The organism is Bacillus sp. SM2101, assembly GCF_018588585.1.
Classification (GTDB): domain Bacteria; phylum Bacillota; class Bacilli; order Bacillales; family SM2101; genus Nanhaiella; species Nanhaiella sioensis.
Map to the genome: position 1 here is coordinate 83,939 of NZ_JAEUFG010000013.1, position 25,767 is coordinate 109,705.

Here is a 25,767-nt window from a genome sequence, read left to right on the forward strand (position 1 = left end):
ATGAAAATTGAAAACTTGCCGTCATTAGAAAGTAACTATAATTTAAGTAAAAAACATATTGATGACTTTAAGTATAACGGTCATGTCTTACTAAGAGAAGTTGCAACAGGAGAAGAAATATCTTGCTATCAGCCCATTATCCAAGAAGCTGTATTTAACTTTAATCAAGAAACTAGAGCATTGGCAGATAGAGATACATTTGGGAAAGCGTTTCTACAGACTATTAACCTATGGCGAAAAGATGCAAGGATAAAAAAGTATGTTATGTCAAAACGATTCGGGAAGATCGCAGCAGATCTATTAGGAGTAGACCAAGTTCGGCTTTACTTAGATCAGTCTTTCTTTAAGGAATCTGGGGGTGGTCCTACCCCCTGGCATCAGGATAATGAATACATGATGGAATTAGACCCTGATAAGAAAATTACAATGTGGATGCCTCTTATCGATATTCCAAGTTCTATTGGTTCTCTATCTTTTATTTCAGGCTCTCATAAATTAAAAAGTACAACAATGAAAATAGCACTTAAGGAAAAATTAAATACTGTCACATATGGTGGAATGAAAGCTGGTGATGCAACATTCCATGATGGATGGATTTTGCATGGAGCCAATCAAAATAATGAAAAATTTGATAGGGAAGTAATGACGATTACTTATTATGCTGATCCTGCTAAAATTATACACCCGCATGATAATGAGGATAGAATTAAACATCTAACAACATACTTTCCAGGTCGATCACCTGGAGACTTGGCTAACACTCATTTAAATCCTATAGTATTTGATAGAGACTGGGAATGAAACCGTTAATATTAATTAAACTACTTATATCTTAGCTATGTTGAAATGGGATATTTAGGAATTAAGTCTCTACCTTGAGAGCAGAGCTTGAGGGTTTACTGGTACGGTCATATTTATATTTTACATTGCAGACGAGTTTCTATACACTTCAAGCTTTCGCTTTTAAAGAGCAACCTGTACTATTTAAGAAGACAAATATACCAACTATTTTTCACCTCTCATTCAACATTATTTATTTCAATTTGGTTTATTTTTTTGGTAATAGGGGCTCTTCTGACTTGAAATAAGTTAAATAGCAATATAAAAGGCTTAGATATGCTCCCAAGCTTAACTAATATTACACCAAAATACTTATCGTACAACTTTTTCAATTCATTAACAAACTTACTAATTTTCTTTCCAAAAACACATGGCACTTCAATTACTGAAGATACCATGTGTTTTAATATACATAATTAAATTCTAAAGTCACAGTGTATCAATTTTTTTTGAAACTAAGTAGTTTCCTAATAAAATATAATCCAATCCTGAATCATAGAAGAAGTCTAATGCCTCATTCGGTGTCTCAATTAGAGCTTTATCAGATTTTTTTAAAGGAGTATTTATGATTATTGGAATACCTTTAATTTTATGAAACTCATTTAATATTTTATATAAAAAAGAATTATTTTTCCTATTAATAGTTGTAATGTGCGCAGAGTTATCGCTATTAGTAATTGAAGGAAAACTATGACTATTGTTTAATTTATCTTTGTTACATATATATTGAGAACTTAAGTTATTGTTGTTTATTACTTTGCTATGTTTGTCTAAAATAAATACACCAAAAGAATGCTTACTTTTCCGGTCCTTAATTTTGTTTAATCTGGCTTTATTTAAATGAAGACTTGGATCACCTATAATAGTTCTATTTCCAAAGGAAAAACGGCCAAATTCACTTTTCCCATTAAAAATACCTATTAGGTTACCTTGAGAAATTTTTTGTGCTATTTTCTTCTCTAAATTATTATTAATCCGAGTAAAAATCGCATTAAACTCATTTAGGGTTGATTCAATTTCAAAATTTGTATAATTCTTTCCTATGAAAGGAGAAAAGTTTTTATTTTTGGGAATATGATAGGAACTGTTCATAAGAGAGTAATATAAGGCACTGCCTATACTTGTCCCCGCATCCCCCATAAACGGTGAAGCAAACACTTCTTTAAATGGAGACTCTCGTTTTATTTTAGATATCAGAGCAGAGTTTTCAAATATGGCTCCTGACAAACAAAGGTATTTTTCGTTCGTTCGTTCATACAGGTATCTACATAATTTCAAAACAATACTTTCTAAATGAAATTGAATCGCATAAGCTAAGTCTGCTTTTGTTTGTTCTTCTTCCTTATAATTACTAGCTATTTTTATCTTTTCTGAGATAAATTTTTCTAAATTATTCAATTGCTTAAGTTCTTGAATAAACTCACCTTTGGATATAGAGTAGAATTGGTAAAAGTCTTTTACAAATCTACTTGTTCCTTCCATCGCAATATTCATTGTTTTTTTATCGTTCATCTCAAAATACCCAATACCGATTGTAACGTATTGAAGAAACATTCCTAATGAATTTGTTACAATACTATAGTCATTGCTTTCTAAACCTACTACTTTTTTTATGCAGTGTATTTGATTTTTCTTTGAGGTATAGTAACTAATAGTTTCTCGGGTACGCTTCTCTTTATTTGTATAACTTCCCCTACCATCTGCTACTAATATAGCACTTTTCTTTAATTTCGAAGTATAATAACAAGCAGCTGCATGTGACAAGTGATGATTCATAAGTATTATCTTTTCGTTGAACTTAAAATAGTAGTCAGATTCTATAAGATCATTTCCAACTATTAGGTCAATATCATTTATTGTTAGACCTAGAGATTTAAGGCAATAATCAGCAGCCTTACACCTAAAAGTTTTCCGATTATGAGGAGAGTATTTTTCTCGCGTTAGTTTCTCTTCTTCTACAGCGATTGCAACTTTTCCATCAATGACAATACATGCGGAAAAATCGTGTACCGATCCACCAAGACTTAGTATTTTCATTATTTATCATTCTTCTTTTCAAACATTCGATGTTTCATAAGCGATGGGATTTCCTTCGTCATTCTTAATGCATCCTTAGCATCTTGAATTCTGTATTTGTAGAGGAATCTAATTTTTTCAAGAGGATCTTTATAGTATTCCAATATTTCTTTCGGTACATTATGAGGGTTTACTTGCTTCCACAGTTTTTCTTTTTGTTTATCTACTAAGTTATCAATCTGAAGCTTTCTCGGACTTGGTTTAAGATTGGTATATTTATGATAATTCGTAAATTGTACTCGTTGACCGTTAAAATATCCTACTTTTATCCCTTTTCTTAGACAAAAATTTATTGCTTCATCAATTTTATTAATAATTGGTTCCCCTTTGTCATTTAATGATGTATTACAAATGATTGGAACGCCTGTAGCTTTATAAAAATGTTTAGTTACATTATAAATTAAATGGTTGTTTTTTTGATTAACTGTTTGAACTCTTGCTGAGCTATCTAGATGGGCAACTGCTGGAATTATATTTGCTTTAGAAGGTTTTATCTTAAAGGTATGAAGCATGTATTCAGAAGGGTAAGCATTCTCAAACCATTGTTCTAAACATTCCTCCAATATAATTGGGGCAACAGGCCTCCACCATTCCCTTTTTTTAATATGATTTAACTTGTCTTTCATTTTGATAGATCTTGGGTCACTTATAATAGAGCGATTCCCTAGTGCACGTGGACCGATTTCCGTCTGTTCGTTGAACCATACGACTGGGCTTTCACAAATATCATCCACCATCTGATCAAAATCTAAAGGAGTTATTTTTTCTATATAGTCTTTATAATTTTGTTGAATCTTCTGTTTTGAGAATGTATCAGGCTCTCCATAGAAAGCATCTTTGAATTTAAATGAAAAACGACCCATTATCTTATAAAAAGCATAAAGACCAATACCTAATGATAAGCCACTATCTCCAACACAAGGTGGAGCAATAAAGCTCTTAAAGTTATATTTATTCATTATATAACTATTAGTAGGACAATTTAAAGTAAAGCCTCCGGACATTGACAGGTGAGTTTCTTCTGGTTTAATATTATAACGACTTAGTACACGATCTACGTTAATCTCCATGATTTTAAATGAAGCTTCTTGTATAATTTTCATCAGCATACTTATCTTATTTTCTTCTTCGGTAAAACGGGGATCAAAATAGTTAAAAAGTTTTCCTTCATCTGCTTTCGTAAAAGATTTGATCTTTTCGTATAACTTTTCAAAAGGGTTTTCTTTTCCAAAGTATTTACTACCATCAAAGATGGGAATATCATGACTATAATCAAAGTAAACTTGACTCTCACTCGCAGAAGCTAAAGCCATAAGAGTTCCCTCTTTAATCCCAAAATAAAACATTGCCCATCCCCACAATAATCCAGGGGATTCTACTGGGAACATCTCAAGATCTCCTTTATTAACGTAACATCCTACGTAATAAGGCTTTTTAACACGTTCGAATTCATCGACAACTCCGTCAGGCCCGCCATCTACAGCAAAACCTATCATTTGATCGTTATAGAACTTCTCTGGTTCAAGTAAAATTGATGAAAATATATGTGTAATACTGTGGTATGACAAGTCTTTATATTCCTCTAAAGAATGATAATCATTTGAAGTATCTAAACCCGGTGTTCCCCATACGGCTTGCATATCGTCCAATGTAAGGTTGAAAGAACTTAGTAATTGATTAATAGTCTCTTTTGCCTGTTCAATACTATGAAAGGACTTGTGATGCTCCTTTTTACCAGTCAGTCTTTCTAGTTCCCAGTAACGAATAAGTTTAATACGCTCTCCTTGTTTAAGGAATAAGGCGATATTTTGGTCATGCCTTACAATCGTATCTAGAAGATGATCAATGGGATCAATGTGAAGATAAGTTGCTAAGTAATATCCGTCATTCATTTACATCACCCTTTATTTTTTCTTTTTTTATTAAATAATGACCAATAACAAGATAGTCTAAATCAATAACTAAGAACGTTTTAATTGCGTCTTCTGGTGATTCTACAATAGGTTGGCCGTTATCATTAAATGATGTATTAAGTAGAATAGGTATATTTGTTAATTTATAAAAGCTTTCAATAAGAGAATAAAATGGGGGGTTACTATTTTGCGAAACTGTTTGTAACCTACCTGTCCCATCTACGTGAGTAACAGAAGGAATTAAATATTGTGTTTCGGGTTTTATATTTGATACAAAAAGCATGTATGGAGAACGTGATGAAAACTCAAAATAGTCATTCACGTATTCTTCCAGAATAGCTGGTGCAAACGGTCTAAAAGCTTCTCTGTGTTTAATACGCTTATTAATGGTATCTTTCATATGACCATATCTTGGATCTGCAAGTATACTTCTATTTCCAAGAGCTCGTGGGCCAGCCTCAGATTTTCCTTGGAACCAACCTATAATGTTTCCTTCAGATATAAGTTTTGAAGCCACATTAGATAAATCTTTTTCATCATAATGCTTAACTTCAATTTCAGACCTATATTTTTCGAGCACTTGGAAAATTTCATTATCTGTGTAACTTTTACCTAAATATGGGCTACAAACCTCAGTATCAAGGTTCCGTTCGTTGTCCATTATTTCATAATAGCCATACAACGAACATCCAACTGCCGTTCCAGCATCACCGGCTGCAGGGAAAATATACACATTCTTAAAAGGTGTTCTTTTCAGGATCTTATAGTTAGCTACACTATTTAAAGCTACCCCTCCTGAAAGACATAGGTTATCTGATTGTGTTATATTGTATAAATTATTGCAAGCTGTAACCAGATACTCTTCAACATGATATTGGACGGCATAGGCTAAGTCTGCTTTTGTTTGTTGTGAGTTACTGTTGCATTGAAGTTCACCCTTTATAAACTCACGCAATTCTTTAAGTTGTGTAAGAGACTGATTAAACCATCCGTTAGCATTGTATTCAAAAAACTCTTCAAACTTTTGGGTGTATCTATCAGAACCAAATGGAGCTAATCCCATTGTTTTACCATCTTGCAAAAAACCAAATCCAATTAAGTCAGTTACTTCTTCATAAAATTTCCCTATGGAATTTGTGATTAAGTTACCATTTTCTCGTCCACTTACCTTTTTTAATTCATTTATTTTTTTATCTTGAGCATAGTAGAATGAGACGGTTTCTCTTTCACCGTTGGGCAAAAAACTTCCTCGGCCATCAACGACTAATATTGCCGCTTCCTCAAAAGGAGAAGGATAATAGGATGTAGCAGCGTGAGATAAGTGATGATTAATAACATTGATTTTTTCGCTGAACTTTGAATAATAAGCTGGTTCAACAATGTCAGATGTAACCATACAATCAATCTGATCGTTATCTATCTTATTTTCTTTTAAACAATAATCAGCCGCTTTATTTAATACTACTTTTCTACCAATATTAAGAGAGTGTTTCACTTTTAACAATCTTTCTTCTTCAATATAAGTTTTTATCTTCCCATTACTTGATAAACAAGCTGAAAAGTCATGAATAGATCCACCGAATCCGAGTACGTTCAAACTATCACCTCATTTTTCTATTGTGTTAACTCTTGACGTTTCTTTTGTTGTCAGTTTATAGTAGAATCCTTGTTTATTCATTAATTCTAAATGATTGCCCTTTTCTTTGAGCATCCCACCACCCATAACAAAGATTTTGTTTGCATTTCTTACAGTGGATAATCGGTGAGAAATCATGATAAGGGTTTTATTCTTCGATTCTTGTGCAAGGATTTCAAAAACCTTGCGTTCTGTTTCAACATCTTGGCTAGAGGTTGCCTCGTCTAAAATAATTAGCTTACTCTCTTTTAAAAGAGCTAAGGCTATAGTAATTAATTGTTTTTCGCCAGATGACAGCTCTTCAATCTTTGACTGATTCTTTTGATTAATTTTATCTATTAAATTTGTTGATCCAAGTCGGTGTAATGTTTCTTTTAGTTTTTCTTTTTGTGTATGATTTAGTTCATTAAGATAAACCATATCAAATTCGTAACTATGTTGATCCACATAAGAAATTTGATCCCTTAAATAGTTCATATCTAAATTGGTGATTATTGTATCATCGACCAAAATGTTACCCTCTTTTGGAGTGTAAAATCCTAATAATAAGTTTACGATGGTACTTTTACCTGAACCGGTTTGTCCGACTATGGCTACTTTTTCTCCTGGGTTAATGGTCAGGCTTATATCTTTAAGAGCTTCTCGGTTGTTATCATAACTAAAGTTAACTTGTTTAAAAGTGATTTTACCCTCCCTTATTTTTTTGGTAAGGGTTGGTCTAGTTTCTGGTTGATAGTTTTCATAAACACTAAAAACTCGATTAGCAGCTTCAATGGAGGTTAAAGAATTAACCCATTGACTATTTATTCCTCTAAAAATAAGAAAGATTCTACGGGTGTATTCTATTAAAAGGTACAGTACCCCAACAGAATATTCCCCTTCTATGATTCCTTCTCCAAAATATAAGATTGTGAATGCAATAAGGACTCCTCGGAATAACCCATTAAAGTTAACATCACTAATATGAAGAATATGCATCCTTTTAATCATATTTTTGTAAATAGTGTCATTGTAAGTCTTGTACTCATTGTTTAATTGATTTTCTACCCCATTTAACCTAATAAGTAGGAAGTTTTTAACTATATCAACAAATAGTATATTTAGTTTATTTAAATACTCTTGAATTATGGAGATGTATCTTTGAATAGGCCTATTGATAATATAGTTAACTGTTAGCAATATGCCAGGTATTATGAGAGAAATTAAAGCGTAGTATGGATTTATTAATATTAGGATAATATATATTCCTATTAATTGAAGTAAACTAACCACAAAACCACCTAAGAAATTATCAAAGGCATCTTTGATTTGCATAGATTCATTTGTAATTTTGTTAATGATTTCTCCAGTAGGGGTCTTGTCAAAAAAACTTTTTGGTAGCATATTAATATACTGAACTAAATCATTACGGATTTTCTCTACCAGATTAATTGTATACTTAGAGAACAAGTATTCATGACTGAAATTGAGAAAACCTGCGATTAAAATTAATGCCAATAATCCATATACAGGTGTGAACAAACCTATTTGTAATCCACCTTCAACATAGTTATCTAGTATATGCTTTATAACATAAGGAACTAATAGGTCGGCTCCAATAGCCAGAATTAAAACAACAGTTGTTGCTAAAAAATGGTGTTTGTAGAGTAATAAATAATTGTATAGTCTAGAAATAGTCGCTCTATTCACCACAATATAACCCCCTCTCTTCTTTTTCCAGTTCACATAGCTCCTCATGCTTCTTATATTGGGATGAATACCATGAACTGGATTGAAGAAGTGAAGAATGTTCTCCAAACTCAACAACCTCACCATCAATTAAAACGATGATTTTATCAACTGAAGGGGTGAGATCAAAATTGTTAGTAACAAAGATATTGGTTTTTCCTTGTCGAAATTCTAATATGTTACTAAATATATCAAGTGTATTTTTTGAGTCCATCGATGAGAAAACATCATCTAATAGTAACAGTTCAGTATTTTTTATTAGTGATCTACATAACGACAGTTTTTGAAGTTGGCCTCCAGAAAGGTTTTTTCCACTTCCCCCAGTGAAAGAATCTAGGGTTAGATTAGACTTTTCTAGTTCTTTATCAAAGCCCGTTATTTCTAAGACATCTCTTATAACTTGTTTTGAGACATATTTTTTTCCTAGTGTTAAATTCTCATAAATTGTTTTTGAGAAATTCATTGGATCTTGTGGAGAGTAACTAATAAGTTTCACGAGGTCTTTTGGAGTAATATCCTTGTATGGTTTGTTTGAAATAAAAGCGGTTCCTTCATATTTTTCATAATCACCCGTAAGGAAGTTTAATAAGGAGCTTTTTCCACTTCCAGTCTTCCCTACAATTGCGATATTTTCTCCCTTTTTAATATCAAGGTTGATATTTTTAAGGATTTTTTTCTTTCCTTTAAATAGACTAAAGTCTTTTAAAGAAATATTTTCCATAGAATTCAAATTAAAAGTGGATTCCTTAATAATATCAGTATTATTGATATAGTCATTGTAACGCTTAGCCGAAGCATTTCCTTGCTGAAATAAACTAATAAAGTCTCCAAAGGCTGTAACAGGCCAATGAAGTAAATTAATATAAAGAGTGAAGGTAATTAACTCACCAATCGTTATGTCACCAACAGATATAAGGTACGACCCGAATCCTAGTGCAATAACGTAACTAGTTCGTATTAAGGCCACTATAAGAGGTTGGAACATACTGTTTATTCTACTAAAGTCAATTCCTGAATTAGTAAGCTCTTTATTAGCTTTAATGAATTGATTTGTATATTTCCTCTCTAAAGAAAAAATACGAATTAGACGTATACCGCTATAAAATTCTGAAATATGATTGTTTAGTGTTCCTTCCTTACTTTGTAGGCCCATTGTTTTTTGATGTATTTTCCTTCCTAATCTTTTCACTAAATAAACAATAATAGGCAGAGGAAGGAGGGAAACAACAGTTAATTTCCAACTAATGAACGTGCTCATAGAATAGATGACCACAATAAGACCGATGAAAGTACTCATAAAACTTAAAATACCAAACCCATAACCAGCACCTACTTTATTTATATCGTTATTCATAATCGTCATGGCACTCCCTGAGTCTTTTGGTGCTGCCTTATTAAACAGTGTTCTAAAAAAGAGGTCTTGTCTTAACTCTTTTTGTATGAAGAACTCCCCACCAAATAAAGCGGAAGACCAAATATAGATTACACCAAAGTGTAATATGGCAATTAAGAAAAGAGGAAATACATGAATAAATAATTCAGAAGCTGTTATAGATTTTCCTTCAATCAGGTCAATAATATTTCCAATTAATTTTGGGGGGATTACATTTAAAATTTCGGAAACGATTAAAAAAACGAATGAAATAACGTATAATACTGTGCGTTTCGTTAAATAATTCTTAAATATTTGAATTAAATCCATTTATAATCACCTATTTAATTACTGTCGTAATTTTTTCCAGAAGCTCTACTTCTTCTTTTTGAATATCCTTAATTTTTTCTATAAGTTTCGGAAAAACACTATCTTTTCTAGTTAACATATAACGTAGCACAGATTTTTTTAGGTTTTCTGCCAATCCAAAAATCTTCTTCATTTGTTCAGTATATTGACTATCGAGATTACCTAGCTGTTGAAGAGAATGAAAAACGTGTAATAAAGTCTGCTTATGTTCACTCAAAATTTGAAAGTTTGTGATATTTAACTCTTTTTCATTACTTTTTGCAGATTCTAAATGAGAGATTAATAGATTATAGTTATCAACTCCAAAAATATAATCTTTTTCTGAATAATATTCCATTAAGTGTGGAAAATTCTTTGAGCTATTCTTTACATTTAAGTATTCATCCAAGCTTGATAAAACAGTATTCTTTAAATCTTTTATATCAATAGAATTCCTATTGGTTAATTTGTATAGGTATATTTTTTGTTTATCCTTTTCTGTTGGATTTGCAAATTTAAAAGCGTTTAAAATGTGTTCTTTTAATAAGATTTTCTTTTCAAACACCCCATTTTTATTTACAGCAATATACTTAAATGAATCAGTCTGACTATTATATCCATAAATAAGAGTGTCGTTAGTTTTTATAGACTTTGAGTATCTAGCTCTGTATTGCAAGTAATATTGATCTAAATATAAACGAACATAATATCCATTATTCAGGTAATCAACAAGAGAGTCTTCAATGCTCTCATTATCTTTAGTAGACTGAATTGATACAAAAGGGGTTGAGAGTTTATTAAGATTATGAGCTTGGAAAATATCGATTGTTTGCTTATTGTTATTACCATAAATTTGAATACTTCTCGCTAAATACCAATCTTGGGCATGTTTTATTTGTTCCTTTGATAATATAGATAATGGGAAAGCATGGTCGCTACTTGCCGTAATGATTGGCTCGTTGATTGAGTGAGTAATATCCATGTTTGTTCCTCCTAACTAATAATTTAGTTGTTGTAACTCTTTTGGAATGAATATTCCATCTTTTCTTATGAGCTTTCCGTCAAAGTAGAGTTCTCCTCCACCAAACTCTTTTTGTTGATTTAAAACAAAATCTAAGTGGATACCTGATTCGTTTTCGTTATAAGCCATAGGAAAGGCTTGTCCTATAGCAAGATGAAGGCTACCGAACATTTTCTCATCAAATAAAAGGTTTTTTATCGGTTTTTTAATAAATGGATTTAAACCGATACCAAATTCTCCTATATACTTAGATCCAGTATCTGAAGAAAGAATTTTCTCCAAATTCTCCTGATTATTTGCCTTACAGGTAACAACCTTTCCATTTTTAAATTGGAGATATACATCATTAAATATCTCACCATTTAGTGAAGTAGGACAGTTAAATTGGATGTAACCTTCTACTGAGTCTTTTACAGGCGCTGAAAAGATTTCTCCATCTGGTAGGTTATACTTCCCATCACAGATGAAACTCCCTATTTGTTTAATAGAAAAAGAAAGGTGAGTATTTGGAGATATGATTTCAACCTTATCTGTTTGGTTTAATAATGTTTGTAAAGACCGAACATCTTTACTAAATTGCGTATAGTCGAATGAGCATGCTTTGAAATAGATATCAACCAACTCAGCTGATCCAATTTTTGCTAATTGAGCCATTCCGTATGTGGGATATTGTAATAAAGTCCAATTTTCTTTACTCAAATAAGTATGTTGGTATGGCTTTAAGAATTTATTGTTGTATAAATCGAGTTTATTTTTTGGTATATCTTCAAACTCAAAAATATTTTCTTGCGATTTTATCCCTATATAAGCATCCATCTTGTTTAACCTAAATAGTTCTTGATCAAGCCACAATTGTAAGCTTTCTTCAGATGAACCCCAAATTAATTCTTTTAGATATTCAGTTTTATAGGTTCTCAAATATGGTAAAGCGCCTAGCTTATAGATTTCGCTGATTAAAACGTTTACGAAGTCTTCAACTTCTCCCTGAACATCAATTAAAACTTTCTGTCCCTTTTTTATCTTGTTCGAATGAATGATTAGATTATGTACAATCTTTCTTTGTTGATCTGTAGAGAGCATATCTTCACCTTACCTTAGTCAAATTATTATTTAGTCTTTTTTCTGTATCCCATAACTTCATGGCTTTATCTAAAACTAACTGTTCCTTTACACGGTTTCGAAGAATAGCTTTATTAAGCATGTTACGTATCGATTCAGCAATTTCAGAAGAATGATTAGCTAATGAAACAACTATGTCATCCAGCTCAACAAACTCTGCAAAATTTGCAAACATTTGTCTTGAACCAGATAATAAAGTGAACGTGGAACTCAAGTGATCAAGGGTTGGGGCTAATTCATTAAAGTATGGAGAGTTTAGTTTTAAAAGACCTTCAAGAGAATGGAATAATTCGTAGTTCTCAGTCCGTTCTTCAAAAAACTCATTAAAGTAGCGCTTTGTTATCTTTTTCAATTCACTGTTATTTACACTTTCACAAGGTTCAAAATAAGTAATATGTTTAAATCCACATCCGTCTTTATAAGAAATATCTATTTCTTCGAATGAATACTGAAAATGAGAAAAGGTTGGAGCTACTTCATCCAGAATATTAACTATATCTCCATCTATTCCTTTTATAACAAGTGAATGAGGAGCCCTTTCTTGATGATAACTTTGTTTACGATGAGGCAAATGATAGACATCCACTGAAGCGAATACCATGTTACCATTCTTGACTATTCTCTTAATTCCATCTTGGAGGTTGTAGAGTGAATTGGAGTATACATCTTTTTTCTTTACCCCTACTAACTTCCAATCGTTCTGTTGAAAGCCTAATTCATCAAAATGCCATCTAGATTTTTTTTGTTTGATCATTTGATTAAAGATCTCATCTGTGGAATCAAGAGAATTATAATAAAGAGCCTCTATAGGATAACCAATGTCTTTTAGGTAACTAACATATTGACATTTACTACAATCTAGATAGTTTAAATGATTAATGTTTAATTTCATGATTTAATACCCATTGACTTATTATGGTTGCACTTTTTACAGTATTTACATTTGTTCTTTGGAAAAATGATTGATTCCACAATTTGAAATACCTGATCCATTGCAGACGGGTGTTGGTAAAAATACTCTACATTGTTAAGCATAAAGACCTGGCTTATATCCTGAGCATAATTTAATTCAGAATCTTTTTCCCCAATAATTAAAGTTAGATCATCTGCAGACTGCAACTCTTCAATAGGGTTCAGTTGATCGAGTTCATCTATTAGTTTATTTGATATTCTTTGCCCATGAAGATATAACATGTGTGATCCTAATCTCGTTACGTATTTGTGTTGATCCAGGTTGAAGTCACTTAGTGTATAGTAATCAAACCCAGACACTAATTCTTGAGAGTCTATAGACCCTTTCCCACGAAGTCTTTTTAAAATAGATTCAGAAAATAGACTAGTTGATTTAGGTAGAGGGGTAATTAATGGGGAGATCCCGATGACTTTACAATCTACTTGATAAAACTTTTTGATAACATTACTTAATCTACTAGCAATAACAGTACCTAAAGCGTTACCAATCAAATAAATGTTGCGCGGTTTAAACATTGCACAGGCATCCTTTAGAACAGAAAGGCCATCTTCAAACATTGTTTGAAGACTGGATTCTCCCATTTCTCCTGTACTATCACCAAAACCTTTATAGTCAAACTGAATATATTTCTGACCTTTTTCAGCTAAATGTTTTCGTAAATTTGAAAAAAGATAATTCTTTTCACTCATTGCTTGACCTAATCCAGGTAAAGAAATCACTAAAGTATCGCAGTCATCTGAACCATGTTCTATTATCCCGCATAACTCCTGATTCTTCCCAAACCATCTCTGCTCCCACATGCTAACCATCCTTTCTTAACTAAACTGGGATAAAAGCCAGTTTGTAGTCTTGGTCATTAACGTATTTTCTAGCTCCTCCGATGTAAAGAGGTGTCCAGCTTTAGGGATTGTATATGTTTGATTTTTAGTTGTTCCTTGATATATTGGAAGTTCGTCGACACTCATGAACTCCATTTCTTCTTGAACAAGAGGGTCATCTCCCCCAAATATGAGCAGTGATGGGTTAGAATATGACTTAATTTCATCGATAATTTCAATGTTTTTTAAATCACGATAAAAATCCATGCTCACCCATAAACCTGCCCATGGCATAACTAATTTGTCTTTTCGATATTTATGTCTTGAAAATTTAGGTCTTTTATTATTAGGGTAATTACCACCGTACTCATCAAATAATGGACTCCAAATGACGACTTTATTGACATTGGTACGATTTGCAGACATGATAGCAATTCTTGCTCCATCACTGAACCCTAAATAAGCGATTTGATCTTTGTTAACAAAATCTAATTTCGATGCATAATTAAAAGCTGCTTCAATATTTGATACTTTTGTAGTTGTGGTCATGTCATAATAAAACCCATCACTTAATCCCATTCCATAATAGTCAAACCTAAGGGTTGCAATCCCTTTTTTTGCTAATTTTCGTGCATATTTGACTGCTAACCTATGAACCTCATAACGTTCGCCATTTTTCCCAGGACAGTATATTACAAGTGGACACTTACCTTTTATGTTTTCTGGGATATGTAATATACCAGCTAGTCGACCTTGATCCTCTAACTCAATAAATTTCTCAATCGCCATCTTTGACTCCTTTTTGAAAAGTAAATTTTGCTTTCATAACAATCCGTTGATTTACTTTCCCTATCCCTTTTAGTACCAATTTGTTCTCATAATCTTTTTCTACAATAATTGAATAATGGATAATGTCTCCAGGAAATACAGGATGAAGGAACCTTGACTGTATTTCTGTTGGAATGTGGTTATTTGTGTTTAATAAATTTTTGTTGTTAGCTACTTCAATAGACTGTAGTAAACCTTCAATCATAAGCATCCCAGGAAAGACACTGTATTCCTTAAAGTGGCCTAGTAAAAAAAAATCACTATAACTTACATATTTTTTACTTAGAATCTCATTTTCTCGATAAGTGAAACTATCAATTAGACACCAAGGTTTTTGAAAATTATCTAATAATGATGTATTCATGATTGTACTCCTACGGTTAACGTCCCTTTCAATATCAACTGATTATCAACTTTAATTATCCCTTCTAACACAGCCTGTGTTTCTAAAATGCGGAGTGGTTTTACATCATAGCTTACCTTTCCTTTGCTTGGAAGGCTCTTTGATAAAATCTCACTTTTAATTGCTCCTAAAACAGGAACCTCGTTCTCCTTTAATGGCCTAGTTTCAAGCTGAATGAAGATAACTGCAGCTTGAGCCATGCCTTCAAGTAAAACAGAATATGGAACTATTTTAGTATTTAACCAATCCAGTTGTTTAATATCTAAAGTGGCTCTTAAAAGTTCTTTTGGCACGTATTTATCTACACGGTCAATAAGTCGAAGAGGATATTGGTGTGGCAAGAGGTTTATATAATTCAAATCACTCACCATTATGATTTTTTATACTTCATTATCATTCTTGGTGATTGAGGGGAATACTTTTGATTATTGTAAAAACCATATGATTCTACCAAATCAAAACCAGCCTGCTTATTCATATGGACTATCTCTGCAGCAGTGTATAGTCTAAGGTTTAGAACAGATTGATTTTCTTTTTCATCTTCAACCCACTTAATGACTTCGTTCCATCGTCCGGTTATAAAGTTAAAATCCCTCTTACTCCATACCATTCTGTTATTCATGGTATACCATGTTTGACTGTTATAGTTGTTGGTCTTGGCTTCTCTATTTTCCAGATCCTGTATAAAGACTCCATTGGGCTTAAGAGATGTATAGATTTTATCTAGTATTTTTGAATCTTCACTTTGTTCTTCAATATATCCAAAAGCAGTACCCATATTGATAACCGCATCAAACTCTTCTTCAAAAGCCATATCCCTCATATCGAGTTGGACAAATTTAATATTTAATAACTCACGTTCTGCTCTCTTCTCTGCTTCTTTTAAAAGATCACTAGAAGCATCTAATCCAGTAATTTCAAAACCACATTTTGCTAGTGGGACAGATACTCTTCCTTGTCCACATCCAAGATCTAGAATCTTAGCTCCCTTTTTTAAATCTAAATTATCAAGCAAAAAGTTTAATTCATAGTTTGTTCGTTCATCTGTTAAGATCTCTTCTGAAAACTTTAAATAGTCATTAGTAAAAAAGTTTTGCCATTGTTCCATTGATCTTCTCCTTTTCAAGCTTTACTTCTATTCTGTATTCTTTTCAGTTAAGCGACTCAGCTTCCCTGTCATAGTATTCGGCATATCTTGATGAATAATTATTCTATCAGGCCATAACTTCTTGTCCCATTTTTGAATTTCTTTCCTTAATAAAACTTGATCATAGATGTTAGTTGGAACAATTTTTGCTATAATCTCATATAACTTATTATTCTTTTCTTCTTTTACAACAATTGTGTCTTCTACATACGGTGTAGACCTTAACAACTCTTCTATCTCCTCTAGTTGAATGTTTACTCCATTCCTGATAAAAGTGTTATCAGCCCTACCATATATATATAGTCTATCCTCAATAATACTTGCTATATCATTGGTATTTAGCCAACCATCATTTATCATTTTTTCAGTTAACCTTTTTTGCCTGAAATACCCCTTCATCACATTTGGGCCTTTGACATGTAAGTAACCCTTCTCACCCTTAGGAACTTTTCTCCCATGGCGGTTAGTTATTTTTGTTTTGACATTATTGAGTGGATATCCAACAGAAGCCTCTTGAAATGAATCGTGAATATGTTCAATGCTGATTCTTGGAGATGCTTCTGTCAGCCCGTAGGCGTTATATATCTGAACATTTGATGGAAGTGATTGGGCTATGTTTAAATACTGTGCAAAGTAGAGACGTTCACCGCTAAGGACAAGTTTTTTGAGGCTTTTGAAATGGCCTTTATTTCTCATTTGAAGAAGTTTTACCATTAGTGACGGGGTTAAAAACATAGAATTTATTTTGTGTTTTTCAACTAGTTTGATACTTTGTAAAGGTGATTTCAAATAATCTTTAAATACAAAGGAAGATCCAGAAAGTAGACCAGAGAAAATCTCACCAGTAATGGAAGAAGCGTAAAATAGAGGACGTACAATTAATAGTCTGTCCTCTTTAGAAACTTGTAGTCTTTCTATTATTTGCTCAGCATTTGATATAATATTGTTATAAGTTAACATAACCCCTTTTGGTCTTTGTGTGGTTCCTGATGTATAAAGTACAAAAGCAACATCATCTAATATCTTATAGTTTATTATCTTATTATTTAGGCTAACTTCCTTTAATCTACCTTTATCATCAACATGATCACTCTTAATTAACAATCCTGAGATTTCACTGAGTATTTTTTTTGATAAATTCGGACTGTTTGCAAAATCAACGGGAATAACAGTGATCCTTTCTTCCATACAAGCAAGGTATATAGGGATTAGTTTCCATCCTAATAGCGTGTCTACAAATACTACTGGTTGTCCCTTAGTTTCTCTAACTCTAATGTACTTTTTGATAAATAACTGGTTAATTTTAGTAACACCATGGATGTCCTTGTAGCTGACACTTGTCTGATCTAACCTAATACAGATTTGATTATCTGAGTTATCAATTCGATTAAGAATGTCCAAGAGGTTATACCTCACTTTCTATTCTTTCAATAACCTCAGCAACAGAAGTTGTACTTTTAATATCAAGTAAATCATCAGGAAATTCTATATTGAATTCCTCTTCAATTAATACTACTAACTCCATAAAACGAAGTGAGTCAAACCCAACATCTATAATTGTTTTTTCTTCATCTATTGATTCTACTGGTAACACACCACAATGGTTGTCACTCATAAGGTCAATTATTTTATCCTTAACACTCACGATTCATTCACCCCTTTTTCTTTCCAGAGTGAACCCGAGGAAGAACGTTGTTTTGCTAGTGCTTCTCTTTTCTGTTTTATATCATCAAATGTTTCTTTATCTGTATCAACTAGACCAGTAAAGCTTTCTTCTAATGATAGTTGGATTTTTGTATCATAAATTGCTCCATCTCTATAGTATCTAATCGTAATGTTATCTTTTTCGATATCAAAGGTAGAGATTATTTTGACAAATTGGTCATAGTTAGGAGTCTCTTTATCATTTATAAAAAGAATAATATCTCCCTGTTTTAGTCCTGCAATACTAGCAGGGCTATTAGGAAAAACTTCAAGTAAATAATTTCCTTCCCCACTATAATTTAGTTCGGATTTTTGTTCACTATTGACAGTACAATTCAGCACACCAAGTCTTGGGTAACTAAATAGAGCTGTTCGTAAATCCATTCCTAATTCCAATACCGACTTTAAATTAATTAAAGATCTAGTCCATCCTAGTCGCATGCATTCACGGAACCATTGTCCAAAGGTGTCTAAACCAAATCCTTTAACCGTGAGTGCTAGTTTAGTAAAATTGTTTTCTTCTATTGTAATTTTTGTAGTAGTTTGAACCTGGAATTTTTGAATAGATCCATCCGGAGAGATTGATTTATACGTATCAAATACTCGAAAAGTATCATTTTCATTGAATAAAGCTACAAGTTGATCATTTTCAATATCACCATAATTTAAATAAAAATGATCACCTTGCTTAGGGTGATGAGGATCGCCTGTAGAACTAGATTTATAAGTTAAATAAGAATTCATTCCATCTGGAGTTGCTATAGATCTCCAAACTTTTTCAATGGGCGCATCCAAATATGTTTCAATTGTAAAACAGTCAGAAGCATTTTTAATCATCTTTATCCTCCTGTAACATTTCAACTATTTTTTGTGACTTTAATGCAATATTTTTAGCTAAACTAGGAAAAGTACAAATCATACTAGTCATAGAGTTTTGGTTATCGTTAAGGGGTTCCTTTAGCATTTGTTGAGTCTTAATCGAGGAGTGGAATTGAGGAGTAATTCGTTCATCTCTGAAACTCATATATAGTTCCATAGAGTACTCCCAACTTTGTTTACCACTTAAAAATTGGTCAATTTGATATGCAAGATATTCTGCAGTACAAACAGCGTTATCTATCCCAACTCCACTTATAGGATGAAGAAAAGCACTCGAATCTCCTACAAGAACCCAGCCCTCTCCATAAGGATGTTTCATGTAACTGTCTATCTTTTTAAGGCCTTTTATGTTTCCAACTATGTCTACATGATTAATCCGTGGATTTAATGTTTTAATATGTTTCAATTTCTTGATAAACCCATGGTGAGAACATATTTCTTGAAATTTTGTAGGTGGAACCATTATGGCAATACAGTACATATTTTGGTCTATGGGATTACTTAAAATAATACTGTCTTTTGTCCAGAACCATTCGATTGTTCCCTGTGGTAGTGGATTAACACCAGATAGATAAGCATAAGCAACCGACAACTCTTCTTCAGTTTGTTTAAGTGTTGTTAATGCATTCGTTTTTTTAGAAATAATAGAGTTTCTACCGTCAGCACCAACTACTATTTTACCGAAGAATTTTTGTTTCATTGAATTACTTTTTGTCTTACCTTCAATTCCAACAATAATTCCATTCTTGTCTGCTAAAATATCTGTAACTTCAAACCCTAATTGTATACTTATATTTTGGGTTCTCTCTACCTCTTCTATTAGATATGTGTCAAATAATTCTCTTCTAACACTAATAGCTCGTTCAGAAACAATTAAATCAGATTCAAATATATGACCTTCTACATCAATTCTTAAGCGATTTAAGATAGGTGAACCACAATTATTAATTTCTTTATCTATGTTGAGAGTTTTATATATATCAATTTCGCCAATAATATGGGTCGAAAGTGTCGGACCAATGTTTGAAATCTTATCAATTAATAACACTTTATACCCTAGCCTACCTAAAAAAATAGCTAGGGATGAACCCGCACACCTAGCTCCCACTATTATGATGTCAAACATGTCAATTTCCCCTGTTTTAATAAAATGAAAGGGCCATATGAAATGCCCCTTTCATTGTTATTATGATTAGTTAGATTGAAGGCAGTTGTATAGAGTACCTGCTTCATTACCTTCTTGGTCAAAGATACGTACAACATCTTGAGAGTGGAATGTTGCATCTTTTGGTGGAAGACCTTTGATTAAGCCTTTCATATGGATTGGTTGTTCGTTATGAAAAGTTCCATCTGGAGTTTCAATAACCCAATATAAAAATGACTCAGCGTCCACACCAGCAGTAATAGTTTTGTTTGCTGGAACTTTTGCGAATGCTTTGATAGGTTCCCCTTGTCCATGAACCCCACCTCGAACACGTACCTCTTGTCCAGGCCATAATTTCTTTGATGTTGCAACAAGATCAACATTTTGAATTTCAATTTCAACTCTAATTCCTGTTCCTAATTGAAAATCAGAATCAGTTACTGTGAATTCAGTAGGGCGTACTTGTTTGAATTCTAACTCTTCACGTTGACCGTCAAGAAGTTCGAATACTGTTCTACTTGTAGATGTTTCTAATTTTAATTGTTTTTTTAATTGTTTTTTTGCATTAACTTTAGCCATTAAAACTCCTCCTTTAAGTGTATGTGTCTTCGAAGACAATTCTATAATCCCATATTCAAAAAAAAGGTGCTCTGTTTTTAAAGGTATACTTATCGTCTTTTTTTATTGTGTTTATAAAATAGATTATCAATATTATTTAATGAATTTTGTAGCACAACCTTTGCATTTGATTCGACACGGTCCACTTCTAAAGTTAGTTTTTGATGATACATTTCCCTTGATAAAAAAGATAAGAAATCCAATTCTTGTTCGGATCCTGTTATATGAAATTCAGATATATGATCTTTATATACTTTAAAAAGGTCATAGGGGTTTACTTGAGCTTTACGTAGATGATTAAGGTCAGGTACCAATGAAATGTGTTCTTTCTGACCCTCTAAGACATAATCAATATCATCTCTCGTAAATATTGATGTACCTGCATGAGGGTGTATACCAACCTTAATACCATTTTTATGATATCGTTTGGTAATCTCACTAATCATTTTCAAAAATTTATCTTTAGAATTAGTATGGTTTTTAAATAAAAATCCGGAGCTCAGAATGATGGAGTCAATTTTCAACCTATAAAGTAAATCACTTAGTTTATCGTGATGGAGATAAATACTTCTTCTATTATCCCAAATTCCAAAATGCCCGAACTCGTATACACCTGTGATTTTCATGTTATTTTTAAGGGCATTCTCCATTATTTTAATGGGATGATAGGAAAAAAGAATATTACTTCCAATCTCACATTGATTGATTCCAAGGTTGCTTAACTCCTGAAATGCTAGAGAATGATTGGTTCCCCATGGATACACATGACAGGATAATTGGTTTTTGTTGAACTTTATAATTTGAATCATTCCTCATATTTCAAATGTTTAGTTGTTTTCTTTCTGTATATAGATGGGTTTATACCTTCATATCTTCTAAAGATTTTGGAAAAGTGCGTTAAGTCACCATAGCCAACTCCATAGCAGGTATCAGTAACACTGGCACCACTTCTTAACATAGCTTTTGCTTTATTAATTCGTTGTTTAATTAAATACTCTCTAAATCCGACCCCGTAATGATGTTTAAATAGTTTTGATAGGTATGAGGGGCTGATGTTAAATTCTTTTGAAACTGTTAACAGGCTTAAGGAGTTATCTTGCATATTCTTATTAATATATTGAAGAATATTTTGGAGTAAGGTTTCATATTTTGGATTTTTGGACTTTTTAAGCGAGAGGATCCCGATTGTATCAAGGTAATTACAAATTAGAGGTATTTCCTTTTGTTTAATACCTATAAAAGTGATAAAATCGGTTGCTTTTAATTTGCTTAACCTCCAATCAAATGGGAGGCTATGATAAGAAGTCAAGAAGACTATTAACCTATATTCACTTTTAGTTTCCATCTCTTCTACTAATTTGTTATATTGTTCTACATTTTGTATATGGGTCGTTTCTAAAACGTTGTTAATACTATGAAAATCACTAGGTGTTAAACTAGAATCAAAAACTAAAAGTATTTTCAAGTATAATTTCACCTTCCTCTATTGATGGAATCACCATAATTTAAACTCTATTTTTTGACAAGAATACATATAGAAACAAATCCATAAACAGGGTTTTTGTTTTTTTGCCTATAAAAGAAGGTTACTTGAGAGGCTTTTGACTAATAATTACCTGACTAATTGCATAGTCTACAGAATGGGAAATGCTCACATCTATTTTTAGATTTAGTTCCTCAAATTTTGACTTTAATTCCCCATATAAAAAAATGTGAGGCTTACCATTTGGTAAGTTTATTACCTCAACCTCTTTAAGAGATTGTATACTTCTAATACCTGTTCCTAGTGCTTTAAAAAATGCTTCCTTTGCTGTCCACCTACCTGCTAGAGATTGATTATAGTCTTTTTTTTTTGAATACGATATTTCTCTATCGGTAAATACTCTTGTGACAAATTTGCTTTCGCTTCTATCAAGTAACTTTTTAAATTTACCTATATTCTGTATATCAATACCTGTTCCATATATCAATTGGTTCACCTACTTTCTTTTTATGAGAGAGCAAGCAATATCAAATACTCGTTGCTCACCTTTATAATCTCTTTTCTCAATTTCTTTTTGATAGAGTTTAATATTTGATTGATAAGAAAAATCATTAAACATAAAATCAATCATTTGGATAAAATGGGTGTTGGTTAATGAGTGCGGAATAAGGTAATCCCCAAAACCATACTTAGCAATTTTCTTCGCATTGAAATAACGCTCACTATGGGTTGGAAGTATTAAAGAAGGAGTTGTATTCTTAATTGACGCCAGACAACTACCATGCCCTCCGTGATGAATAAATAACCGAGCCTTACTTAGGATATGTTCATTAAAAAACGGAATAACCAAGATATTTTCAGGGATATCAACTTTATTTTGTAAGTCTTTATCAGAAGAAGATATAACAAAATTATAGTCCTTTAATTCTTTACTTGCTTCAATTACTTGACTTACAATGTTTTGACCAGTTTCACCAACAGAATCGTAAAGTCTTCCAGGATAAACTAGTACATAATTTTCGGGAAGAATAATTGAGTTTTTATTGTGTATAAAATTAGTTGTTATAGGACCTACATAATCTATATTACAAGAAATTGGGTCTAATTCAGGAAAGCTAGGGACTAATGTTTTATCACCTACGGACAAGTCCTCCATCTTTTCGATTGGCTTAAGCATTAATTTACTTAATATATCATTGATTATAGGGGTCACTTTCGGTAAATTTCGAGGAACTTCATTATGGAAAGACTCACCTTTTGGGTGTAAACAACTTTGTACAAATGACAAAGTAGGGATTTTCAAAAATTTTGCAGCAATCATTGTATTAGGACTTAAATCTGTAATTACAAGATTTGGCTGATAGTCTTGTAACATATTAATTCTGCTGTATATCCAACTATTTGTAAACTCTGCATCTAAAAGCCCCATCTGTGCAAAATATTGATCAAGATTGTAAAAAGTACTACTTGGTTTTGGAATAAATTCTTCTCTAGGCATAGTAGGATCATCATCACTTAAAACTTTATAACCAGCTTTTTTTATATAGGAAACAGTAGTCTCATCGTAAGCACTAAAGCAAACTTCCATGCCTGCTTTTTTGAATTCTTCAGCAAGAGGGAATGTCCTAGATAAAGGACCGAACCCACCACTTAATCCAATGAATATTTTAAATCTAAACATAATAAACCTTCCCCATCTCTTTTTCTTCTTTTAAAGCTTTCTAACTCCATAGGTGTTCCAAGTGTGTAACATTTTTCAACTTTAATAATTTCGAAGTGTTCACCTTTTTCTAACATTCTTTGAATGACATTTGAGATATAATATTCTCCTTCTGTACTGTTTCTGGAATTTATAATCTCTTTTGTTGCCGATATATATCGTTCTGTACTTGGAAAATAGTATAGACCAGTTGTTGCATATTTAGATATAACCTTCTTTTCTTTGATATCAGTAACCTCATTATTCTTATTAATATCTACATAACTATATGAGGGGTTACTAGAAGTAAAGACAAATATCTTACCCTTTGTACTATTACTGTTTAAAATATGATTAATATAAGGTAGCTCTTGGTATGTGTCACCATTAAAAACTAATAAGGGTTGGTTTTTTTTAATAAAGTCCTCTGTTTCTAAAACGGTTTCGGCTTGCCCACGTGTATATTCATTGATGGCCACAATATTTGCATTTGGACAATATTGATATATATTCTCTTTCAACTTTGTATTGTTTAGATGTTCATCTAAACAAACAAATGTGACTTGATTCTGGGATGTTAGCTGGTTTAAACTCTTCAAAGACCAGTAAAACATAGGTTTCCCAAGGACATTAATTAAAACTTTGGGCTCAGTAAACCCTGCTTTTTTAAAGCGAGTGCCTTTTCCTGCCAAAGGAATTACAATATTCATTTAGGTTCACTCTTTGAAATTATATTTTCTATTTCATCCCAGGATCTAAATGTAATAGCCAGGTCATCAATATAAATATCGCCGTAAGGTTTCCCAAATATTATCTCATCATATGGGACATTATAAAAATCCAACCAATCAATCGTTAATTTCCCAATATTAGCATTAACCTTCCCCAAATTACCGTCACATGTCTTCATGTTTCTTGCTGTATATATAATAATTTCATGCCCCTTATTACGTATATTATGAATGGCTTCAATTGCCCCCTCTTTTGGTTTTACGTCTTGATAGCTCTGATTTGCTTTTTTTAACTCACAAATAGTTCCATCAAGGTCAATGACTATTCTCATGTCGTTCTCCTTCCTGTATCATTTTTTTGAAGCAACTCTACTCCAAGTGAATACATCGCTAACTGTCTTTTAAAATCACCTTTATGCAAGGGGATCATAGACAGAAATAATAGTGCTTCAATTAAATTGATACATGTTTGATTATAGTAACTACCCTTCCAAATATCTGTAATCTTTTTATGGTATTGAGTTTGATTAATTCGATAGTCTAGTTCAATACCTTGTATGTTAATTTGGAAATTGTCAGAAATAATATGGTCATATCCTGTAAGACTATGCTGCAATTTAGCCATATCGTAATGTAGGTCTCCATATATACCTACTTGTCCAAAACTTCCTCTCGGATCAATAATTTTAATTTCTTTCCTTTTCAAATCAAAAAACATGTTTGAGAAGCATAAATCACCATGAATTACGCTAGATTTTGCTTGATTAATAACGTAAGTTAATAGATTGCTATTTTCTTCAAGAAATCGTAGTGGACATTTCATCAAAGTCCCATTAAGTTTTAAGTAACCTCGCTTATAAATTCCAAATGCAATACTATTAGTTTGAATAAATTGTTTTAATCTATTAATAGTTTTGGTTATATACATTTGTGATAAATCCATGCTGTTAACAGCGGATTTGTGCTGAGAAAACTCCTTTAAAATGACATTTATCTTAGGGAGTATATATTCTTCCCATTCTCTTATAGGGGTTTCAGAATTTACAAATAGTTCAGATAGAGTAGGAGCATTAATGTACTCCATTTCTATAAAAGTATTTAATTGGTGCTCTGAGTAATTTATTATTTCGGGAGTATAGTGCTGTAGAGACCTAGGAAGTTTAATATACCAGTACAATTCATTAATTAACTTAGCTGAGTCTTGGCTAAGTTTTGTTACAGTGTTTCGTTCGGGGTTATATCTAACTTCATTAAAATATCTAGAACTAAGTCTAATGCTACCCATTA

At 32.2% G+C, this 25,767-nt stretch carries 26 protein-coding genes; 1 reads left to right on the forward strand and 25 read right to left on the reverse strand.

The window, feature by feature from the left end:
• A complete protein-coding gene (locus tag JM172_RS14115) occupies positions 1 to 801 on the forward strand; it encodes a phytanoyl-CoA dioxygenase family protein (RefSeq protein WP_214483005.1) in 801 nt (266 codons plus the stop codon).
• 468 nt (positions 802 to 1,269) lie between these two features.
• Here JM172_RS14115 and JM172_RS14120 read toward each other — a convergent pair whose 3' ends face one another.
• From JM172_RS14120 to JM172_RS14240, 25 genes are all read right to left on the reverse strand, one after another.
• Entirely contained in the window at positions 1,270 to 2,877 is a 1,608-nt protein-coding gene (locus tag JM172_RS14120) for a carbamoyltransferase C-terminal domain-containing protein (protein ID WP_214483006.1), read from the reverse strand.
• Entirely contained in the window at positions 2,877 to 4,808 is a 1,932-nt protein-coding gene (locus tag JM172_RS14125) for a carbamoyltransferase C-terminal domain-containing protein (RefSeq protein ID WP_214483007.1), read from the reverse strand. The genes JM172_RS14120 and JM172_RS14125 overlap by 1 nt, the downstream gene beginning before the upstream one ends.
• Positions 4,801 to 6,426, reverse strand: coding sequence for a carbamoyltransferase family protein (locus tag JM172_RS14130; RefSeq protein ID WP_214483008.1), 1,626 nt, complete (start codon positions 6,424 to 6,426; stop codon positions 4,801 to 4,803). Before JM172_RS14130 ends, JM172_RS14125 begins: the two co-directional genes overlap by 8 nt.
• A gap of 9 nt (positions 6,427 to 6,435) precedes the next feature.
• The gene (locus JM172_RS14135; RefSeq protein ID WP_214483009.1) at positions 6,436 to 8,154 is read right to left on the reverse strand and encodes an ABC transporter ATP-binding protein; all 1,719 of its coding nucleotides are present in this window, start codon (positions 8,152 to 8,154) and stop codon (positions 6,436 to 6,438) included.
• Positions 8,147 to 9,895 (reverse strand): ABC transporter ATP-binding protein, encoded by a 1,749-nt coding sequence (locus JM172_RS14140; RefSeq protein ID WP_214483010.1) that lies wholly within the window; start codon positions 9,893 to 9,895, stop codon positions 8,147 to 8,149. Before JM172_RS14140 ends, JM172_RS14135 begins: the two co-directional genes overlap by 8 nt.
• A gap of 10 nt (positions 9,896 to 9,905) precedes the next feature.
• Positions 9,906 to 10,895, reverse strand: a complete 990-nt coding sequence (locus JM172_RS14145) for a hypothetical protein (protein WP_214483011.1) — start codon at positions 10,893 to 10,895, stop codon at positions 9,906 to 9,908.
• A 15-nt stretch (positions 10,896 to 10,910) separates the two neighbouring features.
• Entirely contained in the window at positions 10,911 to 12,014 is a 1,104-nt protein-coding gene (locus JM172_RS14150) for an aminopeptidase (RefSeq protein ID WP_214483012.1), read from the reverse strand.
• Positions 12,015 to 12,018: 4 nt separating this feature from the next.
• Complete coding sequence (locus JM172_RS14155) at positions 12,019 to 12,945, reverse strand: BtrH N-terminal domain-containing protein (protein WP_214483013.1); 927 nt, start codon at positions 12,943 to 12,945, stop codon at positions 12,019 to 12,021.
• Positions 12,942 to 13,826 (reverse strand): serine aminopeptidase domain-containing protein, encoded by an 885-nt coding sequence (locus tag JM172_RS14160; protein WP_214483014.1) that lies wholly within the window; start codon positions 13,824 to 13,826, stop codon positions 12,942 to 12,944. Before JM172_RS14160 ends, JM172_RS14155 begins: the two co-directional genes overlap by 4 nt.
• Positions 13,827 to 13,841: 15 nt before the next feature.
• Positions 13,842 to 14,633, reverse strand: a complete 792-nt coding sequence (locus JM172_RS14165) for an alpha/beta hydrolase (protein WP_214483015.1) — start codon at positions 14,631 to 14,633, stop codon at positions 13,842 to 13,844.
• A complete protein-coding gene (locus JM172_RS14170; RefSeq protein WP_214483016.1) occupies positions 14,623 to 15,036 on the reverse strand; it encodes an ApeI family dehydratase in 414 nt (137 codons plus the stop codon). The genes JM172_RS14165 and JM172_RS14170 overlap by 11 nt, the downstream gene beginning before the upstream one ends.
• Complete coding sequence (locus JM172_RS14175) at positions 15,033 to 15,416, reverse strand: 3-hydroxyacyl-ACP dehydratase FabZ family protein (RefSeq protein ID WP_214483017.1); 384 nt, start codon at positions 15,414 to 15,416, stop codon at positions 15,033 to 15,035. Before JM172_RS14175 ends, JM172_RS14170 begins: the two co-directional genes overlap by 4 nt.
• A gap of 29 nt (positions 15,417 to 15,445) precedes the next feature.
• A complete protein-coding gene (locus JM172_RS14180) occupies positions 15,446 to 16,183 on the reverse strand; it encodes a class I SAM-dependent methyltransferase (protein ID WP_214483018.1) in 738 nt (245 codons plus the stop codon).
• A 27-nt stretch (positions 16,184 to 16,210) separates the two neighbouring features.
• On the reverse strand, positions 16,211 to 17,623 hold the full coding sequence (locus tag JM172_RS14185; protein ID WP_214483019.1) for a class I adenylate-forming enzyme family protein: 1,413 nt from the start codon (positions 17,621 to 17,623) through the stop codon (positions 16,211 to 16,213).
• Between the two features lie 4 nt (positions 17,624 to 17,627).
• Positions 17,628 to 17,867: an acyl carrier protein gene (locus tag JM172_RS14190; protein WP_214483020.1), complete on the reverse strand. Its 240-nt coding sequence runs from the start codon at positions 17,865 to 17,867 to the stop codon at positions 17,628 to 17,630.
• Complete coding sequence (locus JM172_RS14195; RefSeq protein ID WP_214483021.1) at positions 17,864 to 18,763, reverse strand: PDZ domain-containing protein; 900 nt, start codon at positions 18,761 to 18,763, stop codon at positions 17,864 to 17,866. The genes JM172_RS14190 and JM172_RS14195 overlap by 4 nt, the downstream gene beginning before the upstream one ends.
• Positions 18,756 to 19,931, reverse strand: coding sequence for an NAD(P)/FAD-dependent oxidoreductase (locus tag JM172_RS14200; protein WP_214483022.1), 1,176 nt, complete (start codon positions 19,929 to 19,931; stop codon positions 18,756 to 18,758). Before JM172_RS14200 ends, JM172_RS14195 begins: the two co-directional genes overlap by 8 nt.
• 66 nt (positions 19,932 to 19,997) lie before the next feature.
• On the reverse strand, positions 19,998 to 20,528 hold the full coding sequence (locus JM172_RS14205) for a hypothetical protein (RefSeq protein WP_214483023.1): 531 nt from the start codon (positions 20,526 to 20,528) through the stop codon (positions 19,998 to 20,000).
• Between the two features lie 89 nt (positions 20,529 to 20,617).
• The gene (locus JM172_RS14210; RefSeq protein ID WP_250886676.1) at positions 20,618 to 21,217 is read right to left on the reverse strand and encodes a sugar phosphate isomerase/epimerase family protein; all 600 of its coding nucleotides are present in this window, start codon (positions 21,215 to 21,217) and stop codon (positions 20,618 to 20,620) included.
• A gap of 155 nt (positions 21,218 to 21,372) precedes the next feature.
• On the reverse strand, positions 21,373 to 22,032 hold the full coding sequence (locus JM172_RS14215) for a helix-turn-helix domain-containing protein (RefSeq protein WP_214483025.1): 660 nt from the start codon (positions 22,030 to 22,032) through the stop codon (positions 21,373 to 21,375).
• 121 nt (positions 22,033 to 22,153) lie between these two features.
• The gene (gene acpS / locus JM172_RS14220; protein WP_214483026.1) at positions 22,154 to 22,537 is read right to left on the reverse strand and encodes a holo-ACP synthase; all 384 of its coding nucleotides are present in this window, start codon (positions 22,535 to 22,537) and stop codon (positions 22,154 to 22,156) included.
• Between the two features lie 9 nt (positions 22,538 to 22,546).
• Entirely contained in the window at positions 22,547 to 23,731 is a 1,185-nt protein-coding gene (locus tag JM172_RS14225) for a glycosyltransferase (protein WP_214483027.1), read from the reverse strand.
• Complete coding sequence (locus JM172_RS14230) at positions 23,701 to 24,459, reverse strand: glycosyltransferase family 2 protein (RefSeq protein ID WP_214483028.1); 759 nt, start codon at positions 24,457 to 24,459, stop codon at positions 23,701 to 23,703. Before JM172_RS14230 ends, JM172_RS14225 begins: the two co-directional genes overlap by 31 nt.
• Entirely contained in the window at positions 24,456 to 24,812 is a 357-nt protein-coding gene (locus JM172_RS14235) for an HAD hydrolase family protein (protein ID WP_214483029.1), read from the reverse strand. Before JM172_RS14235 ends, JM172_RS14230 begins: the two co-directional genes overlap by 4 nt.
• Positions 24,809 to 25,765 carry an aminoglycoside phosphotransferase family protein gene (locus JM172_RS14240; protein WP_214483030.1) on the reverse strand — a complete coding sequence of 319 codons (957 nt, stop codon included), beginning with the start codon at positions 25,763 to 25,765 and terminating at the stop codon, positions 24,809 to 24,811. The genes JM172_RS14235 and JM172_RS14240 overlap by 4 nt, the downstream gene beginning before the upstream one ends.
• Between the last annotated feature and the right edge of the window lie 2 nt (positions 25,766 to 25,767).

What these genes read in the sequence shown, in the direction of transcription:
- JM172_RS14200 (WP_214483022.1), bottom strand. Translation starts at nt 19,931, where the DNA reads ATGTTTGACATCATAATAGTGGGAGCTAGGTGTGCGGGTTCATCCCTA.
- JM172_RS14180 (WP_214483018.1), bottom strand. Translation starts at nt 16,183, where the DNA reads ATGGAACAATGGCAAAACTTTTTTACTAATGACTATTTAAAGTTTTCA.
- JM172_RS14120 (WP_214483006.1), bottom strand. Translation starts at nt 2,877, where the DNA reads ATGAAAATACTAAGTCTTGGTGGATCGGTACACGATTTTTCCGCATGT.
- JM172_RS14210 (WP_250886676.1), bottom strand. Translation starts at nt 21,217, where the DNA reads ATGGAGAATGCCCTTAAAAATAACATGAAAATCACAGGTGTATACGAG.
- JM172_RS14150 (WP_214483012.1), bottom strand. Translation starts at nt 12,014, where the DNA reads ATGCTCTCTACAGATCAACAAAGAAAGATTGTACATAATCTAATCATT.
- JM172_RS14125 (WP_214483007.1), bottom strand. Translation starts at nt 4,808, where the DNA reads ATGAATGACGGATATTACTTAGCAACTTATCTTCACATTGATCCCATT.
- JM172_RS14225 (WP_214483027.1), bottom strand. Translation starts at nt 23,731, where the DNA reads ATGTTTAGATTTAAAATATTCATTGGATTAAGTGGTGGGTTCGGTCCT.
- JM172_RS14205 (WP_214483023.1), bottom strand. Translation starts at nt 20,528, where the DNA reads ATGGCTAAAGTTAATGCAAAAAAACAATTAAAAAAACAATTAAAATTA.
- JM172_RS14140 (WP_214483010.1), bottom strand. Translation starts at nt 9,895, where the DNA reads ATGGATTTAATTCAAATATTTAAGAATTATTTAACGAAACGCACAGTA.
- JM172_RS14240 (WP_214483030.1), bottom strand. Translation starts at nt 25,765, where the DNA reads ATGGGTAGCATTAGACTTAGTTCTAGATATTTTAATGAAGTTAGATAT.
- JM172_RS14165 (WP_214483015.1), bottom strand. Translation starts at nt 14,633, where the DNA reads ATGGCGATTGAGAAATTTATTGAGTTAGAGGATCAAGGTCGACTAGCT.
- JM172_RS14145 (WP_214483011.1), bottom strand. Translation starts at nt 10,895, where the DNA reads ATGGATATTACTCACTCAATCAACGAGCCAATCATTACGGCAAGTAGC.
- JM172_RS14230 (WP_214483028.1), bottom strand. Translation starts at nt 24,459, where the DNA reads ATGAATATTGTAATTCCTTTGGCAGGAAAAGGCACTCGCTTTAAAAAA.
- JM172_RS14195 (WP_214483021.1), bottom strand. Translation starts at nt 18,763, where the DNA reads ATGATTAAAAATGCTTCTGACTGTTTTACAATTGAAACATATTTGGAT.
- JM172_RS14170 (WP_214483016.1), bottom strand. Translation starts at nt 15,036, where the DNA reads ATGAATACATCATTATTAGATAATTTTCAAAAACCTTGGTGTCTAATT.
- JM172_RS14160 (WP_214483014.1), bottom strand. Translation starts at nt 13,826, where the DNA reads ATGTGGGAGCAGAGATGGTTTGGGAAGAATCAGGAGTTATGCGGGATA.
- JM172_RS14235 (WP_214483029.1), bottom strand. Translation starts at nt 24,812, where the DNA reads ATGAGAATAGTCATTGACCTTGATGGAACTATTTGTGAGTTAAAAAAA.
- JM172_RS14115 (WP_214483005.1), top strand. Translation starts at nt 1, where the DNA reads ATGAAAATTGAAAACTTGCCGTCATTAGAAAGTAACTATAATTTAAGT.
- JM172_RS14155 (WP_214483013.1), bottom strand. Translation starts at nt 12,945, where the DNA reads ATGAAATTAAACATTAATCATTTAAACTATCTAGATTGTAGTAAATGT.